General features: G+C 66.6%; 13 protein-coding genes and 2 pseudogenes. 3 read left to right on the top strand and 12 right to left on the bottom strand.

Features of this window, described 5'->3' with window-relative positions:
- Positions 1-139 precede the first annotated feature (139 nt).
- Positions 140-706, bottom strand: a pseudogene (locus ACTWPB_RS01790) (CpaF family protein); the annotation flags it as partial.
- 541 nt (positions 707-1,247) lie between these two features.
- Here ACTWPB_RS01790 and ACTWPB_RS01785 point away from each other — a divergent pair.
- Positions 1,248-1,445, top strand: coding sequence for an excisionase family DNA-binding protein (locus ACTWPB_RS01785; RefSeq protein WP_446224005.1), 198 nt, complete (start codon positions 1,248-1,250; stop codon positions 1,443-1,445).
- 664 nt (positions 1,446-2,109) lie between these two features.
- On the opposite strand, the gene ACTWPB_RS01780 is transcribed toward ACTWPB_RS01785, so the two are convergent.
- Positions 2,110-2,280, bottom strand: a complete 171-nt coding sequence (locus tag ACTWPB_RS01780) for a hypothetical protein (RefSeq protein WP_446224004.1) — start codon at positions 2,278-2,280, stop codon at positions 2,110-2,112.
- Positions 2,280-2,510 (bottom strand): hypothetical protein, encoded by a 231-nt coding sequence (locus tag ACTWPB_RS01775; protein WP_446224003.1) that lies wholly within the window; start codon positions 2,508-2,510, stop codon positions 2,280-2,282. The genes ACTWPB_RS01780 and ACTWPB_RS01775 overlap by 1 nt, the downstream gene beginning before the upstream one ends.
- Positions 2,511-2,676: 166 nt before the next feature.
- On the opposite strand from ACTWPB_RS01775, the gene ACTWPB_RS01770 reads away from it, so the two are divergent.
- The gene (locus ACTWPB_RS01770; protein ID WP_446224002.1) at positions 2,677-3,888 is read left to right on the top strand and encodes a helix-turn-helix domain-containing protein; all 1,212 of its coding nucleotides are present in this window, start codon (positions 2,677-2,679) and stop codon (positions 3,886-3,888) included.
- An 81-nt stretch (positions 3,889-3,969) separates the two neighbouring features.
- On the opposite strand, the gene ACTWPB_RS01765 is transcribed toward ACTWPB_RS01770, so the two are convergent.
- The 3 genes and pseudogenes from ACTWPB_RS01765 to ssd all read right to left on the bottom strand — a co-directional run bounded on the left by ACTWPB_RS01765 (position 3,970) and on the right by ssd (position 7,470).
- Complete coding sequence (locus ACTWPB_RS01765) at positions 3,970-5,451, bottom strand: recombinase family protein (protein WP_446224001.1); 1,482 nt, start codon at positions 5,449-5,451, stop codon at positions 3,970-3,972.
- Positions 5,438-6,106 (bottom strand): annotated as a pseudogene (locus ACTWPB_RS01760) (ATPase, T2SS/T4P/T4SS family); the annotation flags it as partial. The pseudogene ACTWPB_RS01760 and the gene ACTWPB_RS01765, both read right to left, overlap by 14 nt.
- Positions 6,107-6,117: 11 nt before the next feature.
- Positions 6,118-7,470 carry a septum site-determining protein Ssd gene (gene ssd, locus ACTWPB_RS01755; RefSeq protein WP_446224000.1) on the bottom strand — a complete coding sequence of 451 codons (1,353 nt, stop codon included), beginning with the start codon at positions 7,468-7,470 and terminating at the stop codon, positions 6,118-6,120.
- A gap of 414 nt (positions 7,471-7,884) precedes the next feature.
- Between ssd and ACTWPB_RS01750 the strand changes: the two genes are divergently transcribed.
- A complete protein-coding gene (locus tag ACTWPB_RS01750; RefSeq protein WP_446226204.1) occupies positions 7,885-8,679 on the top strand; it encodes an HAD-IB family hydrolase in 795 nt (264 codons plus the stop codon).
- A 425-nt stretch (positions 8,680-9,104) separates the two neighbouring features.
- Here ACTWPB_RS01750 and ACTWPB_RS01745 read toward each other — a convergent pair whose 3' ends face one another.
- The 6 genes from ACTWPB_RS01745 to ACTWPB_RS01720 form a co-directional block, all read right to left on the bottom strand.
- Entirely contained in the window at positions 9,105-9,851 is a 747-nt protein-coding gene (locus ACTWPB_RS01745; RefSeq protein ID WP_446223999.1) for an oxidoreductase, read from the bottom strand.
- A gap of 10 nt (positions 9,852-9,861) precedes the next feature.
- Entirely contained in the window at positions 9,862-10,026 is a 165-nt protein-coding gene (locus ACTWPB_RS01740) for a hypothetical protein (protein ID WP_266297608.1), read from the bottom strand.
- A 462-nt stretch (positions 10,027-10,488) separates the two neighbouring features.
- Positions 10,489-12,144, bottom strand: coding sequence for an ISAzo13 family transposase (locus ACTWPB_RS01735; RefSeq protein WP_446221582.1), 1,656 nt, complete (start codon positions 12,142-12,144; stop codon positions 10,489-10,491).
- 238 nt (positions 12,145-12,382) lie between these two features.
- Positions 12,383-14,056, bottom strand: coding sequence for a dipeptide ABC transporter ATP-binding protein (locus ACTWPB_RS01730; protein WP_446223998.1), 1,674 nt, complete (start codon positions 14,054-14,056; stop codon positions 12,383-12,385).
- Positions 14,053-14,982, bottom strand: a complete 930-nt coding sequence (locus ACTWPB_RS01725) for an ABC transporter permease (protein WP_446223997.1) — start codon at positions 14,980-14,982, stop codon at positions 14,053-14,055. The genes ACTWPB_RS01730 and ACTWPB_RS01725 overlap by 4 nt, the downstream gene beginning before the upstream one ends.
- Positions 14,975-15,901: an ABC transporter permease gene (locus ACTWPB_RS01720; protein ID WP_446223996.1), complete on the bottom strand. Its 927-nt coding sequence runs from the start codon at positions 15,899-15,901 to the stop codon at positions 14,975-14,977. The genes ACTWPB_RS01725 and ACTWPB_RS01720 overlap by 8 nt, the downstream gene beginning before the upstream one ends.
- Between the last annotated feature and the right edge of the window lie 60 nt (positions 15,902-15,961).

The following is a 15,961-nucleotide window of genomic DNA, read 5'->3' as shown; positions in this document are numbered from 1 at the left end:
GAGACGAAACCTGCTGCTCGGTCACTACGCGCCGACCGCCTCGAGCGGCGGCTCGACCAACGAATCCCCGCGCCCACTGATCTGATTCGGTCGCATAGGCGCCGATCTGGCGGTGAAACCAGCTCCGCGATGAGTTCGCTCATCCGAGTCGCACCTCGAGTAGTCGTTGGAGTTCGGCGGCCGCGGGGGTCGGGTGGCTGTCCGGCCGCCAGGCCGCGGCGATGTGGACACCGTCGGAATCACGTTGGAGGACACCGATTTCGAGGAGGGCGCGGGTTCCGTCGGAGCGGCGGTGGACGTGGAGGACTACCTGGACCGCGGCGGCCAGCTGGCTGTGCAGGGCGGCGCGGTCCATGCCGCCGAGAGCAGCCAGGGCTTCCAGCCGGGCGGGAACTTCCTGCGGCGAGTTGGCGTGGACTGTGCCCGCACCGCCGTCGTGGCCGGTATTGAGCGCGGTCAGCAGGTCGACGACTTCGGCACCGCGGACCTCGCCGACGACTATCCGATCGGGTCGCATACGCAATGCCTGGCGGACCAGGTCGCGGACCGTAACAGCACCTACGCCTTCGACATTCGCGGTCCGGGCGACCAGTCGCACGACATGAGGATGCACGGGGGCCAGTTCGGCGGCGTCTTCGACGCAGATGATTCGTTCGGCCGGGTCCACCGCGGCGAGCAGCGCGGAGAGGAGCGTAGTTTTCACAGCAACCGAGAAAAGACACACTTAACTCCAGTGTTGCTGACCAGCGTTTGCACAGCTCAGCTTGATATTTCGGCGCTGACAGTTCCGCGTAACCGCTCGCCGAGCGCGGCGCGTCGATGTTCCTGCCCGGTCCAGTCGAGCCAGTGGGCTACCGCTCGCCCAGCGCTGACGTGGTGCCGAGCTGCCATGCCTGTCGCGTCACCCCCTGGGGGACCACCCCCCGCCCGGCCTGCACGGAGCACCCGCACCGCCCTGTTGCTCGCGGTCGATACGACTTCCGAGGATTCCTCGGGGTGCCGGGGGCCCTCCCCCCGGTGGTCAGGGCGGCAGCGGACCTCTCAGGTGATCGCCGTGCGTACGGGTCTCCAGGCGGTTTGTTGGTCCGATATGCGTATAGCCGCGCTGAATTTATGTGCCGCTCGTCACCCCAAGGGTGTAATGATCTGGATCAAGCCGAAAAGGCAGGGAATGATGCTAGGGACAGGTCGCCCGAACGTGGGCGGCGGGACTAACGACACTCACAACTGAATATGAGGACGGCAACATGATCGCTAAACCGGTCGATGGACTTGTTTCTACGAAGCAGGCCGGGGAAATGATCGGCGTTACGCCGCAGACCATTCGCAACTGGATTCATGCGGGCCGGTTGACGGGTTTCAGGGTCGGACCGCAGCGATTTCGGATTGATGCCGAAGAACTCCCTAAGGCGGTCGAAGTAATCCAGACGAGTTACGCCCGGTGAACGATTGGGATGAATACATCAAGGCCGTAGTAGACCAAGCTCCCCCGCTGTCGGCTAGCCAGCGCGCGGCGATCGCGAACCTACTCCGAACTGGTCTAACGCCACGTAGCAGCACACCACGCAAGCGCGCCGACATGGTGCGCACGTCCGACGTAGCTGCCTGAACTTCTAGACCGTCATGGTCGCCCCCGGACCGTCAGGTCACCATTTCAGCGAAACAGCCAGCACGGCAGTCGCGACCCACCGATACGGCACGGGCGGACTGCGGTGATGTCTGCGCACATGAGGAATCTCCTCAAATAAATCACCTCCCTGCGCCCGTGGAGTAATACGGGTGGGCCGACTCGCCCTCGGTGCCGTCCCCGGTCGCTGTGAAAGACCAGCCTAGATAGCGGGATTAGCTTGCCGTACCTGGAAACGGGTACGGCTATTTCCGATTCAAGGGACCGACCCGGTTAAGGCGGACTCGGACGGGGACGGCTGGCTGTCGTACCGGTCCCTTGAAATATCCCAGTCCCGGCGGCCCCGGCCGCGTGCATGCCGAACGAAAAGACTGCCTCTACATACCCATACGGAGAGCGCGAGCGTTCAGGAGTGTTCCCGTGCTTAGCGGTACGGGGTACTCCTCACTTCCTCGCCAACCAGCAACGCCCCGCCAGAGAGATCACCACGGCGGCGGTCGGCGGCGAACCCGATTCCGTTCGGTCTCAGCCTCCAGCCGTGCCCGGATCGCGTCCACCGTGCGTTCGGGTGGAATCGGTTCGGGCCACACGATCACCCCGAACAGCACGAGCAGCGGCAGGCCGATCGCGATGGCGAAACCGAGCGCGGTCATCACCCGTCCGCCCGCATCCCGATCATGCGTATCGGCAGGGTCTCCCCGTCGCGCTGTTCGGCTGCGGTCAGCCACGCGGCCACGTTCTCCAGCGACCCCGTGACGACCACCCGGTACGGGCTGTACAACTCCCACCCGTACGGCGGTTCGTGCGCCTTGCGGATCGCTAGCGAGCGCAGCGCGGCCCGTTCGTTCAGCTCATCGAGCTGAGGTTTGATCGCGTCGCTCATCGGTCCCCCTGGTGGGTCGTGCGCCCGCCGCCGGGGAACCGGTACCGGGCCGGTTCACTACCCGGCGGCGGGGCTGAGACCAAGCTTTCCGCCGACAGGTGCCAGGTAGAACCGTTCTTCGGCTACAGCGCGTCTACAACTCCATTGCACGGCTACCGTGTGTTGTATGGAATCCGGCCCACCCCCCGCCGTCGTCGGGGCACAGCTCCGCGCGGCCCGTGAGGCAGCGGGGTTCAGCCTGACCGAACTAGCTGACCGAGTGGCCTACAGCCGGGCTGCACTGGGCCACTACGAGACCGGACGACGGGTACCTACTGCCGATGTGGTGAAGGCGTACCGGGGTGCGTGCGGCCCGCTGGACGCGGTGACGACGGCCGAAGCGCTGGGCCGTGCCGACCTGGACCGGCGGGGGTTTCTCCGCTCTGCTGCCTACAGCGCCTCACTCGCGGCCACGGCCTTGCTGCCGATGCCCGAACACGCGCGCCTGGCGGCAATCGGCGACGGCACCGGCACCGGCGCGGCTGACGTGGCTGCGGTGCGTGGGGTGACAGACGCGCTGCTGCGGTTCGATGAGGTGCGCGGCGGGGGTGCCGGTCGCACCGCCATGACGGCGTTCCTGTCCACCGATGTCTCCGCGCTGCTGCGATCCCGGTTCACCGATGCCCAGGTGCGCGCCGAAGCGTTCAGCGCGGCTGCGGAACTGGCCTACGCAATCGGGTTCAGCTCGCACGATGTCGGCGCGGACGGGGCGGCGCTGCGGTACTTCCTGGCCGCGCTGCGGTTGGCCGAAGAGTCCGGCGTGCCCGGTCAGGATGGTTTCGTGCTGCGGATCATCGCCTTGCACGCGGGCGACGTGGGCATGCCGCAGCACAGCATCGAACTGGCCGAGCGCGCAGTGTCGCGGGCACGCGGTCACGTCGATGTCGATGCGATGGCGGTATTCGATGTCGCTCTCGCTCGGACGTACGCGGAAGGCGGAGACCATCGCGCAGCGCGGGAAACACTGCGCAGGATAGAACCGTGGCTCACCCCGACCACGACCACCGAACTCCCGCGCTGGCTGTCGCTGTTCTGCCCGAACAAGGCGTCTATCGGCCGACAGGCGTCGAAAGCGTTCGCCGCGCTCGGTGATCTGAGTGAGGCCGAGCGGCACTTGCATATGAGCGTGGTTGCTTGGAACCCCGAGACGCACACCCGGATTCGCGCGCTGAGTGAAATCGAGACCGGACTACTGCGCTGGAAACTGGGACGGCACGAGGACGCGGCCCGGTTGTGGCGGACAGCGCTGCCGGTGGTGGCCGGTGTGGATTCGGACCGCACGCGCAAGGCGGTCGCGAAGGTCACCGCCGTTGCCCCGGAGGTCGCAGTCACGACCTGACCGCCTTGCCGACAACGACGAACGACCCCGGAATCACGCACGTGGCTCCGGGGTCGTCCTGTATCTGCTGGCGGGGCAGTGCTATCGCTTCCATTCCAGCTTGATGAAATTCGGATCGAAGTACGCGCCGGAGGCCCGCCGTCCCTTCGGCGCGGGCAGCACGGTCACGGTCAGTAGCTTTTCCACAATGGCACGACGGTGGCCGAGACTGAGACCGTCGGTCCGGTCGTCGTCAATGCCGAACCAGGCGGTGCGAATGTCGCGGCCCTCCAGCGCTGCCAGCGGCGAACGCATGCCCAATGATGCGAGCGTCGTTTCGATCTCAGAAACCTCCGCCTTGAGGGTCGCCGACGCGGTAGCGAGCTGGCGCGCGTCGACCTCCCCGGCTGCGAACAGACCCGCCACCGCGTCTAGGCGTTGCCGCAGCGTCGCTTGCTCCAGCCGCAGCGCCGCAACATCGACTCCCGCCGAGCCGTGTTCGTCTACTAATTCGGCCAGTTCGCCTGGACGCTCGAGCCGGGCCACCATCGTCTTTTCTACGAGGTCGTCAACCTGGCCCGCGTCCCGGCTGACATGGCTGACTGCGGTCAGCTCCCGCGCGGCGCACCGATAGGACGGTCGCCGTCCCCTGCCGGACACCCCCGCCCGTAGCTGGGCAATGCCGCAGACACCGCACAGGTACACCCCTGAGCCTAGCCAGCGCGGTGTGTTGCCCGGTGTGGTCCGGCGGGCCGGATCATTGAGTACAGCATTCGCCGCGTGCCAAATGTCCTCGCTGACCAGCGCGGGCCATTCCGCCTTGCCGACGACTTCCCCCAGGTGCGAGGACCACCCGGCGTTACGGTGGCGCTTGATGATGTCGCGGACAGCGACGGAGGTCCACGGCCCGCGCTGAGTAGCCGTCGGGACGCCGTGCCGATTGAGCTCCAGGACAATCTGGCGCAGCGACACCCCGGCCACGACCTCCTCATACATCCGCACGATCTCGCGGGATTCGTCCGGCCTGACCGTAACGCCGTCCGACTCGAAACCGTAGGGGCGCATCCCTCCGTGGAACTTGCCCGCCAGGGCTCCCTGGATACGCGCCGCCTTGATCCTCTCGCCCTTGTGCTCGGACTCGTACCGTGCCACCGCCCCAAGCTGCCGAGCGATCATCCGGCCCGATGGCGTGGTCAGGTCCCATAGGCCAGCCTGGACGGTCTGAACCTCGGTCTTGGTGCGCTCAATGAGAGTGATGAAGTGCTCCAGCTCGAGCGGCGAGCGGTGCAGGCGGTCCGGGTGCCAGGTGAGAACCATGTCGAACTGCCCTGCGTCGATCGAAACAGTCAGCCGCTCGTAGTCCTTGCGTCGCTTGCCGCTGTAGGCGGAGGTGTCGTTGTCGGTGAAAACCTCCACATGGAGAGCCACGCCGCGCTCCGTCGCCAGACGTTCGGCGAGCTTGCGACAGTCGGTTTCCTGGCGCGTAACGCCGAGCCCTTCGCCAGTGCGGTCCTGGGAAATACGCAGGTAGATGGCGATACGTAGGACGGTGATCTTGCCCTGAGTGGCAATCTTGCGGGTCATGAGTCGAAGTGTGCCACAACCAGAGTGCCGTATTTCCTGCGCCCGTGCCACCTACGACCAGGAATGCGAGGCGGGCGCGGACGATGTCGCCGAGCAGTGCGCGGGCGTCCGGTGGAATCGAGCCCGCGGCAGCCAGTGCGTCGAGGCCCTGGGTTGCCGGGCGGAGTACGCGAAGGGATAGGCATGTTCCGTCGTGGGCGACGGGGGCGAGGACGGCGTGCAGCCGGACGCCGAACGCATCACCGAGCGTGGCTTCGGTTCCGGCGAGTTTGCCGTCGACCCAGGGTTGAGCGTCGTCGAGGCGGCGGCCCGCGGCTAGCGCCAGACGCTGGGCGAGCCGGCGAACCGCAGCCTCGTCGGCGAATCGCACCTCGGTCAACTCCAGCCCGCGGCCACGGTCGACCCACACCGAATCCGGAGCAGTGACGAGCACGTCAGCGACCAGGGGATCGTGCAGTAACGGTTCGAGCAGCCCCGCGCCGGTCATCTCGGTCTGCAGCAGGCGCAGAGCCCGGAGCAGGTCGGTGTCGGCGAGCACACCGCCTGCTTCGGTGCGGATCGCGGCCGCCAGTTGCGCGGCATCAGGGACACCCGGATGCTCGGCAAGGCGCTCACGGACCCGTTCGAGGAGATCGACGGTGACAAATGTGGTCATCCCGGCGGTAGTCATGGCGCGTCGGCTCCGACCATGGCGAGGACGGCATCGGCGGCGTCGCGTAGGGGGCCGCGACGGCGCACGCTCAGACCTGCGCGCTCGAGGCGCGACGCCAGGCCGGCTTGCCCGCGAACCGCGGCAAGGAGCGGCAGCCCGAGCAACTCGGCCACTTCCGCCCCGCGTAGGCCGCCGGGGGCTGGGCCACGAACAACCAAGCCGCGGTTGGGGTTTCGTTCGCCCAGGTATGCCGAGACGACTTCGGCCGCGGCGATGGAGCGCAGCCGGGCCGGGACAATGAGGACGACCAGGTCGGCGGCGTCGAGCATCGCGTCGGCTGCGGGGCCACGCTCGGATGAGACGTCGCAGACGACGAGATCACCTGCGTCCCTGCCGGATTCGATGACCGCGCGCACAGCGGCGGGAGACAGTTCGGTGGCTGAGCATCCGATCCGCGGGCGCCGGGCCACGGACCCGGTCGGCGAATATCCGATCCCCGCACGCGCGGACATGGGCGCCGACCCGATCGGCGACCCTCCGATCCCCGCATATCCATCCCCAGGCGCCGACCCGGTCGGGTGTCCGCTCGCCGCGTGCTCGGCCACGCGGGACGAGCCCGCCGGCGAGTATCCGATTCCCGCGCGCCCGGTCGCGGTGGCCGATACGCTCGGCGACCGTCCCTGTCCGGAATCGCCTGGCCGCGCTCGCCCGCACGACAGCACCGCCAGACCGGGAGACGCGGCGGGCAACGCATTGTGCAGTGCCGCGGCGGACACCCGTCCGTCCTCGATGATCAGGTCGGGCCAGCGCAGCCCTGGCACGTTCTCCATGCCGAGCACCAGATCTATCCCGCCGTCGAGCGGGGCACCGTCGATCAGCACGGTGTCGCGACGGACCCGGCGCGCGGCCCCGCGCAACGCGGTAGCCGCGGCAAGCGTGGATGCCCCGGCGCCTCCACCCGCGCCTACCACCGCGACGACTATCCCTTCGCCCGTGCGGGATTCAGCGTGTTCGGCGAACTGTTCGACCAGCGCGACGGCGCCCGAGGGCAACGCGACAACCCGTTCGGCACCCACCGCCGTCGCCGCCTGCCAGTCGGGCACGGCCGGCTCCCCCTCGGTGACCAGGACGACGCCCGCCCGGCGCGGACAGCCGGCGACAGCAGCGGCAACAGCGGCGGCGGTATCGAGGATCACCATCCCGGCCCCTGCCCACGCATGCCTGCCGACAGGCATCACCCGTTCGTCGGTGACGCGCTCGGCGGCCGCCGCGACCCGGCGTACCTCCGCACGCAATCGATCGTCACGCACGAGCACGAGAGCGGGCGCGATATGTGGGGAGCCACTGCGCATCGGGACTGGGTTCATGCGTCTCAGCGTCGCCGAGCGAGGAAGTTGTCAACAGCCCGAAAACGCCGATTGTGGATAACTCGGGGGTGTGGAGAACTTTTGCGATCGTCCCCGGAATAGAGGACGGCCCCAGCCGGGGGGGAGGAGGCTGGGGCCGTCGGGTTCAGCCCCGGGGGGTCGGGCTGAACGCGCCTGGACTATGTCCAGGTGCCAGCAATACTACACCCATCCCCTGCTGGGGGCGCAAGTAGTATTCGCCGACATTCTTCGGCGATTCGCACCGCCCGGCGTCCCCGGGGCAAACCCTTTTCCACGGTGCGGGCAGTCGATCCTGCGGCGCGCGCAGGTCGTGCCTATTCTGTTGACGTGACGCCAGAACGCGACCAGACCTCGCCTACGGACACAAGACTCGGCACATCGGGCGCAGCCCCGGTGCCGGGCGGGCGGGTCGCCGCGTTCTTCGATCTCGACAAAACGGTGATCGCGAAGTCGAGCGCTTTCGTCTTCAGCAAACCGTTCTACGCACAGGGTCTGCTCAACCGCAGAGCCGTGTTGGAGAGCAGCTACGCACACTTTTTGTTCCTGCTTTCCGGTGCCGATCACGACCAGATGGAACGGATGCGGGCAAACCTGGCCAACATGTGCGCGGGCTGGGATGTGGAGCAAGTGAAAGCCATTGTGGCCGAGACACTTCACGATCTCGTCAACCCGCTGATCTACGCCGAAGCCGCCGATCTGATCGCCGATCACAAGATCCGCGGGCACGATGTGGTGATCGTCTCGGCCTCCGGCGAGGAGATCGTCAGCCCGATCGCGCAGGTGCTCGGCGCCTCGCACACCGAGGCGACCCGGATGGTGGTCGAGGACGGAAAGTACACCGGCGACATCGAGTTCTACTGCTACGGCGAGGGCAAAGTCGCCGCTATCGAGAAGCTCGCCGCCGAGCAGGGCTACGACCTGTCACGGTGCTACGCCTACTCCGACTCCGTGACCGATGTGCCGATGCTGAGCACCGTCGGCCATCCGACCGCGGTCAACCCCGACCGCGGGCTGCGCAAGGAGGCCGCGAGCCGCGGCTGGCCGGTACTCACGTTCTCCAATCCGGTGTCGCTGTGGTCGCGATTCCAGACGCCCTCGACCACCACCGTCGCAGCGACGGCAGCCGTCGGACTCAGCGCCGTCATCGCGGGTGCGATCAGCTATCGACTGCTGCGCAAAAGACGCTGACCTGCGACGCTCGAGCACGAATCTCCGAGCGACACGCCGAATTCGATAGGATTCGGTAATGCCTCCGAAACCCTTGATGTGAGTGCCATCACAGTGTAAGAATGGAGGCACGGAAGGACGGAAGGCCAAGACGGAGCCGGAAGAGAAGGTTTCGCCTCCCATCCCACCCTTCCCAGCACGGACACCAGGCACCCACGCGGAGCGCGCCGCGACAAGGCCGAAAGAGTTGTGGGCCTGCGAAATCCGAGCTCACGTCGGCGAACGCCTCGCACAGGTTGCGGGGATGAACCGGCGGGGTTGGGATGATCGCCGAGGCCACCGAACACAACCCACCCTGCACGCTTGGTAACCGGGTGTTCCGTGCTAGCGGGCGGTGAGGTCGAGCAATCGGCAACGCCGCCCGTTTCGATGTGTGGGGGTCCCGCTCAGCCGGCTGCCGCGTCAGCGATCGAGTTGGCCTCGCGAGCACCGTCTTCCAGCGCGCCCGCGCAGAACAACACCCAGCCGCCGACGCCTTCGGCCGTGCCCATCCCGAATCCGGCCGCCGCGTCGAGGTAGGCCTGACGGCGGCGCAACCAGAACACCTCGGGCACGCCGAGGCTGTGCGGATCGAGCCCGCTGGCCACCGCGACCAGGCGCGAAGCAGCACGCGCGACGACTCCGTCGCCGGTGCCGAACGGACGCAACGACAGCAGCTCGCCGTGCACGACCGCCGCGATCACCGGGGCGGGCGCCTTGCTGGTCTGGACAGTTTGCGCGAGCAGATCGAGCCGCTCGGCGACGCCAGGGGTGGAGCGCGGGCGGCCGAGTTCCTGCTCGTCGGTCACCAGGTCGGCGGCGGCGAGCAGGTGCAGCCGGGCCAGCGCCTGCAGGGGTGCGCGCCGCCAGGTGCCGATGAGGTTGGTGAGCGCGTCGCCGTCGAGCGCCTGGCCCACCCGCAACGCGCCGGCCAGCACCGGGTCGCTGACCTGCCCGTCGGCGGGCAGGTCGATACTCGCGCCTTCGATGGCCGCCGAGGAACGGGCGGCACGGACGGCGGCTTCGGCGGCGGTGGTCGCCCAGCCGCGCCGGTTCGACTTGTGCCGGTGCACGGCCGCGAGCGCGTCGCGCGCCTTGTCGGCGGCCTCGCGCACGCCGGGCAGGTCGACCAGGGGCTGCAGCGGATCAGTCACGGCATGGAGGTTACCGCTCGTACAGCGCGGCCCCCACGGTCACATACAACCCGCGCACCGTCGGCCAGCTGCGATCCGGCCACGGCACCTCGGCGAGCCGCTTGGCGGCCGGAGTCACCGCCCTGCGCCGCCGCGCTTCTCGCTCGGCGAGCCGTTCAGCATCGATTCGATCCACCGGCGCCTCCAACCCTGCGATCCACACCGCACCACCTCGGACAACCCCACGGTACGCCGACGTGTTGAGCGCTCGAAGAGTTTCGAGAGCCCAACTACCCAAGACCCGCCCCTCCTTCAACAACCCCACCCAACCCCACACTCCCGACCACACCGCTCAGACCAACTTGTCCCCGTCTTCCATGCCCGCCCAACCCACCACCGCACTACCGAGCACACGGCTCACACCAACTTGTCCCCGTCTTCCACACCCCGCCCAACCCACCACCACACTCCCGACCACACCGCTCACACCAACTTGTCCCCGTCTTCCACACCCCGCCCAACCCACCACCACACTCCCGACCACACCGCTCACACCAACTTGTCCCCGTCTTCCACACCCCACCCAACCCAACCACCGCACTCCCGACCCATAGGGACAATGCCGCGCAGTTAGGGCCTGTAATTAATTAACCCGAAATTACTCGGATTCGGTTGTGGTGTCGTGGTATTGGATGACCGATTGGGCGTCGGCGAGGGTGATTCCTGTCGGCCCGGTGGTGTGTGCGGCCAGGTCGAGCAGAGGTCGGGTCTGCTGGATCGTTGTGTGGATGGATTGCTGGGTGACGTCGAACAGCACGGCCAGGGCTCGTTGGCGTGTGGCGAACCGCAGGTGAAGTAGGGTGATGGCGACACGATCCTCGAGAGTGAGGACGGATTTGCGGCCGGTTCCGGGCGCGGCCTGGCGGGTGCCTCCGCGTCGCTGATGCAAGTGGAGTTCGCGTTGGGCGTGACGGGTCACGGTCAGTTTGTTGATGAGCGCGTCCCACTGCGGGGGAGTCAGTCCGGTCAGTGCTGGGGTGCGCAGCCAGGCGGTGTCGGGTCGAGTCGGTTGGGGTGCGCTGTCGCCATCAGCCATGATGAGGCGGACGGGTTCGGGGCCGATGGTGTAGTTCCAGTCGCCGTGCCAGTCGTGGCGGGTGATCGACACGGCGGCGAACTGGTCGTCGGTGATCTTCACACCCTTCGGGTACTCGCCCTGGTCGAGTTCGGCGTGAACCCGTAACCCGGTGCGGGTGGTGGTGGCCGCGATCGAGTTGACGACGACCTCGTGGCTCGTTAGTGGTTGTCCCCGCCAGTTCATCGAGATGTGTGAGAACAACCGGTGTTCGATTGTGTTCCATTTGGAGGTGCCGGGCGGGAAATGGCAGACCGTGACCTTCAGGCCGGTCTCGGCCGCGAACCGGGCGAGTTCGGTTTTCCAGGCCCTGGTGCGATAACCGTTGGAGCCCCCGGCGTCGGCCGTGACCAGCAGTTCGGTAGCGCCGGGATAGGCGGCGGCACCGACACCGCGCCACCAGCGGCGCACCGACTCCACGGCGAACGCAGCGGTGTCGTGGTCGGTGCCGACATTGACCCATCCCGTGTTGTTGGTCATGTCATAGACCCCATAGGGCGAGACCTTGCCCGAGTCACCGGGAAAGTCGTGGTCGTTGACCTCGACCGGATGGCCCTTGCGGCGCATCGTCTCACCGGCGTTCTTGTACTGCCCGATCAATTCCTTCTTCTTGGTGTCCACGCTGATGACCGGCTGTCCCGCCGCTTGGCGGGCCTTGACCTGCTCGTTGATGTAACGGAACTGCGCGTCACGATCCGGGCTCTGCTTGCCCTCCAACGTCTTCGCGTTGGCCTGCAAACTGAAACCCAACGCCCGCAACAGATTCCCCACCAAATCTGCCGCCGCCGGATGCCCGCGGGCCGTCAACTCGTCGGCAAGGTTGCGGGTCGACCGGATCGTCCACCGCAACGGCGACATCGGATCCCCCCGCATATCGGGCTCCACCAACTCCAACAACGCCGCGACCAACCCCTCGTCAACCACCGTCGCGGGCTTGCGGCCGCCCCCGACCCGACGAGCCCGCTCCAACGGAGCCTCCCCGGACTCCAACTCCTTCGCCCCCAGCGATACCGTCGCCTCTCGTACCCCGGCCGCACTGGCGACCAACCGGCCCCCACCCCGCCCGAGCATCCGGGCATCCGCACCCAGAAGCAACCGGCGCTGCCGCTCATTCAGGTGCGGAAACAACACCTCATACTTGAACGCGAGGTCATCGACGGTCACCACGAAATCACCCATACCACAACATCTTTCAAAATCTCGGGATGTTACGGGTTGATTAATTACAGGCCCTAACTGCGCGGCATTGCCCATAGGGAGGGACGGCCACGAAGTGGCCGGTCCGCGGCCGGGTCGCCGGTCAGGCGCCGGTGCGCAGGCGACGAAGGAGCAAGCACCGGTGCCTGACCGGCGGCCCCTCAGGGCCGCGGACACGCGCGCGCCAGCGCGCCAATAAACACAGGACTACCGAACACTTCTACCCCGTGAGCAGCTCCCGACCCGGGATCGCCTCGAGCAGTGCCCGCGTGTACTCCTCGCGCGCAGACGCGAACACCTCATCGGTCGTGGCCGCCTCGACCACCTTGCCCTCACGCATCACCACCACGTTGTCCGCGATCTGCCGGACCACAGCCAGGTCGTGAGTGATGAACAGATACGTCAGCCCCAACTCCGCCTGGAGGTCGTTGAGCAGGGTGAGGATCTGGGCCTGGACCAGCACGTCCAAGGCCGAGACCGCCTCGTCGCAGACCACCATTTCCGGTGAGAGGGCCAGCGCGCGGGCGATCGCCACCCGCTGACGTTGCCCGCCCGACAACTCGTTGGGATAGCGCCGCAGCACCGACGACGGCAGCGACACCTTGTCGAGCAGGTCGCGCACCACCGCTTCGCGCTCGGCGGCGGTACCGATCTTGTGTACGCGCAGCGGTTCCTCGATCGTGCGGAAGATCGAGTACATCGGGTCGAGCGAACCATAGGGATTCTGGAAGATCGGTTGCACCCGCCGCCGGAATGCGAACGCGCCCTTGCTGTCCAGCTTCGCGACGTCTTTGCCGTCGAAAGCGACTGTGCCCGAGGTCGGTTCGAGCAGGCCGAGCACCATCTGCGCGATGGTCGACTTGCCCGATCCCGACTCGCCGACGATCGCGGTGGTGGTGCCGCGACAGACCGTGAAACTCACGTCGTCGACCGCGACGAAATCCGCGGACTGCCAGGGCCGCTTGCCGCGAATCTTGAACGCCTTCGACAGGTTTCGCACATCGAGGACAGTGTCGGGTAGCGCGTCGGATGCCTTCTCGGCGACAGCTACTTCGACAGCCTGCGCGCGCACCTCGGCCCGCTGCCGCGACGACGACATCCGCGATGCCGCCAACGACGGCGCGGAGTTCACCAGCTTCTTCGTGTACGCATGCTGCGGATCACGCAGAATCTGTAGCGCCGGTCCGGATTCCACCACCTTGCCCCGATACATCACCACCAGGTGCTCAGCCCGTTCCGCGGCGAGGCCGAGGTCGTGGGTGATCAGCAGCACCGCGGTACCCAGTTCGGTGGTGAGCTGTTCGAGATGACCGAGGATCTGGCGCTGCACGGTGACGTCGAGCGCCGAGGTCGGCTCGTCGGCGATCAGCAGTTTCGGCCTGCACGACAGGCCGATCGCGATGAGCGCGCGCTGACGCATACCGCCGGAGAACTCGTGCGGATACTGGTTCACCCGCCGTTCGGCATCGGACATGCCCGCCTCTGCCAGCAGTTCCACCGAGCGTTTGCGAGCCGCGTCACCGGTGGCGATCCCGTTGGCAACCAGGGTTTCCCGGATCTGGAAGCCGATCTTCCACACCGGGTTCAGGTTCGACATCGGGTCCTGTGGGACCAGGCCGATGCCGTTGCCGCGGATCGCGACGATCTCCTTCTCCGATGCCGTGGTCAGGTCCTTGCCGTCGAAAAGGATGGAACCGCCGGTGACCTTGCCGGAACCGGGCAGCAGGTCGATGATCGCGTGCGCGGTCGTCGACTTGCCCGAGCCGGATTCGCCGACGAGGGCGACGGTCTGCCCGGGATAGACGGTGAGGTTCACCCCGCGAACGGCCGGAATCTCCTTGCCGTCGGAGGTGAAACTGACGTCCAGGTCCCGGATTTCGAGCAGTGGCTTCATCGGGTGCGCTCCTTCGGATCGAGCGCGTCGCGCACCGCGTCACCGAGCATGATGAAGCTCAGCACCGTGATGGCCAGCGCGGTCGCCGGGTAGAACAGGATCGGCGAGGTACGGATCTCGGTCTTGGCGCGGTCGATATCGGCGCCCCAGGACACGATGCTCGGTGGCAGGCCGACGCCGAGGTAGGACAGCGTCGCCTCGGTGACGATGAAGACGCCGAGCCAGATCGTGGCGACCACGATCAGCGGACTCGCCGAGTTGGGCAGCACGTGCTTCATCAGCGTGCCGAGCCGCGACACACCCAGTGCCTTGGCGGCGGTGACATATTCGCTGTTCTTGGCCTCGATCACCGCACCACGGGTGATGCGCGCGGCCTGCGGCCAGGTGAAAGCCACCAGGATCGCGACAACCGTCATGATCCCCGCGGGCCGCAGCAGTTGCAGCAGCACGATCGCGGCCAGCACCATCGGGATGGCGTAGAAGACCTCGGCGATGCGCGAGACGATGGTGTCGAGCAAGCCGCCGTAGAAGCCGGAAATCGCGCCGAGGATGCCGCCTACCAGCAGAAACAGCACCGCCGACGCGATGCCGACGGTGACCGACGCACGCGCCCCGTAGATGGTGCGCGCGAAGACATCACAGCCCTGCTTGTCGAATCCGAACGGATGACCCTCGCGCGGGCCGTCCATGCCGAATTCGCCGAGGCACAATCGCGGGTCCTGGTCGGTGAACAGCGAAGGCCACACCACCACGAGCATGACGAACACGATCAACACCACCGAGACTCCGAACACGGGGTTGCGGCGCAGCCGCCGCCACGCGTCGCCCCAGATGCTGGTCGGGGTGCCTTTGTCGAGAACGCGGTCGGTGGCGAGCACTTCCACCTCGTCGGCGGGGGCCACGAAATGCTGTTGCTTGTCATGCATAACGGATCCTCGGGTCCAGTGCGGCATAGAGCAGGTCGATCACGAGATTGACGAGCAGGAACAACACCACCAGCACCGTCACGAACGACACCACGGTCGGCGGCTCGCCGCGGATGATCGCCTGGTACATGGTGCCGCCGACGCCGGGAATGTTGAAGATGCCCTCGGTGACGATCGCGCCCGCCATCAGCGCACCGAAATCGGCACCGAGAAAGGTGACTACCGGGATCATCGAATTACGCAGAATATGCACGGTCACCACGCGTCGGCGCCCGAGTCCCTTCGCCGTCGCGGTGCGAACGAAATCAGCGGATTTGTTCTCCGCCACCGAGTTCCGGGTCAGCCGCAGGACATAGGCGAACGACAGCGAACCGAGTACGAACGCGGGCACGATCAACTCGCTCAGGCTCGCTTTACCCGTGACGGTGACCGGGGCGATCCCCCACTTCACACCGAGCAGGAATTGCGCGAGATAACCCACGACGAACACCGGCAGCGCGATGATCACCAGGCTCGCGATAAGCATCGTCGAATCGAACAGCTTGCCTTTTCGCAACCCGGCGATCAATCCGAACACGATGCCGAATACGCCTTCGATCAGCACCGCGAGAAACGCGAGTTTGATGGTGATCGGGAAGGCACGTTCGAGTTCTTCGCGCACCGGACGACCCGAGAAGGAGGTGCCGAAGTCCAGCGTGAGGATCCCTTTCAAGTAATGCAGATATTGCATGATGAAAGGCTGATCGAGGTGATAACGGGCGCGCAGTACCGTCTCGGCGGCCGGCGTCAACTGTTTCTCGCCTGCCAGCGCCTTGATCGGGTCACCCGGAATCAGAAAGACCATTGCATAGATGAGCAGCGTCGCGCCCAGGAATACCGGGATCATCTGGAGCAGACGCCGAACTACGTACCAAGCCATCGCTTCCTCCGAAAACGACCGGGGCCGAGCCACTTCGCAGTGACCCGGCCCAGCTGTCGA

The organism is Nocardia sp. IBHARD005, from assembly GCF_052814245.1.
Note: the sequence above shows the minus strand (reverse complement) of the source record. Positions and strands in the feature narration are given on the sequence as shown.

Excerpts from the sequence above, each read along its gene's own strand:
- ACTWPB_RS01780 (WP_446224004.1), bottom strand. The coding sequence starts at position 2,280 with ATGACCGCGCTCGGTTTCGCCATCGCGATCGGCCTGCCGCTGCTCGTG.
- ACTWPB_RS01785 (WP_446224005.1), top strand. The coding sequence starts at position 1,248 with ATGATCGCTAAACCGGTCGATGGACTTGTTTCTACGAAGCAGGCCGGG.
- ACTWPB_RS01765 (WP_446224001.1), bottom strand. The coding sequence starts at position 5,451 with ATGACCCGCAAGATTGCCACTCAGGGCAAGATCACCGTCCTACGTATC.
- ssd (WP_446224000.1), bottom strand. The coding sequence starts at position 7,470 with ATGAACCCAGTCCCGATGCGCAGTGGCTCCCCACATATCGCGCCCGCT.
- ACTWPB_RS01730 (WP_446223998.1), bottom strand. The coding sequence starts at position 14,056 with ATGAAGCCACTGCTCGAAATCCGGGACCTGGACGTCAGTTTCACCTCC.
- ACTWPB_RS01735 (WP_446221582.1), bottom strand. The coding sequence starts at position 12,144 with ATGGGTGATTTCGTGGTGACCGTCGATGACCTCGCGTTCAAGTATGAG.
- ACTWPB_RS01725 (WP_446223997.1), bottom strand. The coding sequence starts at position 14,982 with ATGCATGACAAGCAACAGCATTTCGTGGCCCCCGCCGACGAGGTGGAA.
- ACTWPB_RS01775 (WP_446224003.1), bottom strand. The coding sequence starts at position 2,510 with ATGAGCGACGCGATCAAACCTCAGCTCGATGAGCTGAACGAACGGGCC.
- ACTWPB_RS01770 (WP_446224002.1), top strand. The coding sequence starts at position 2,677 with ATGGAATCCGGCCCACCCCCCGCCGTCGTCGGGGCACAGCTCCGCGCG.
- ACTWPB_RS01720 (WP_446223996.1), bottom strand. The coding sequence starts at position 15,901 with ATGGCTTGGTACGTAGTTCGGCGTCTGCTCCAGATGATCCCGGTATTC.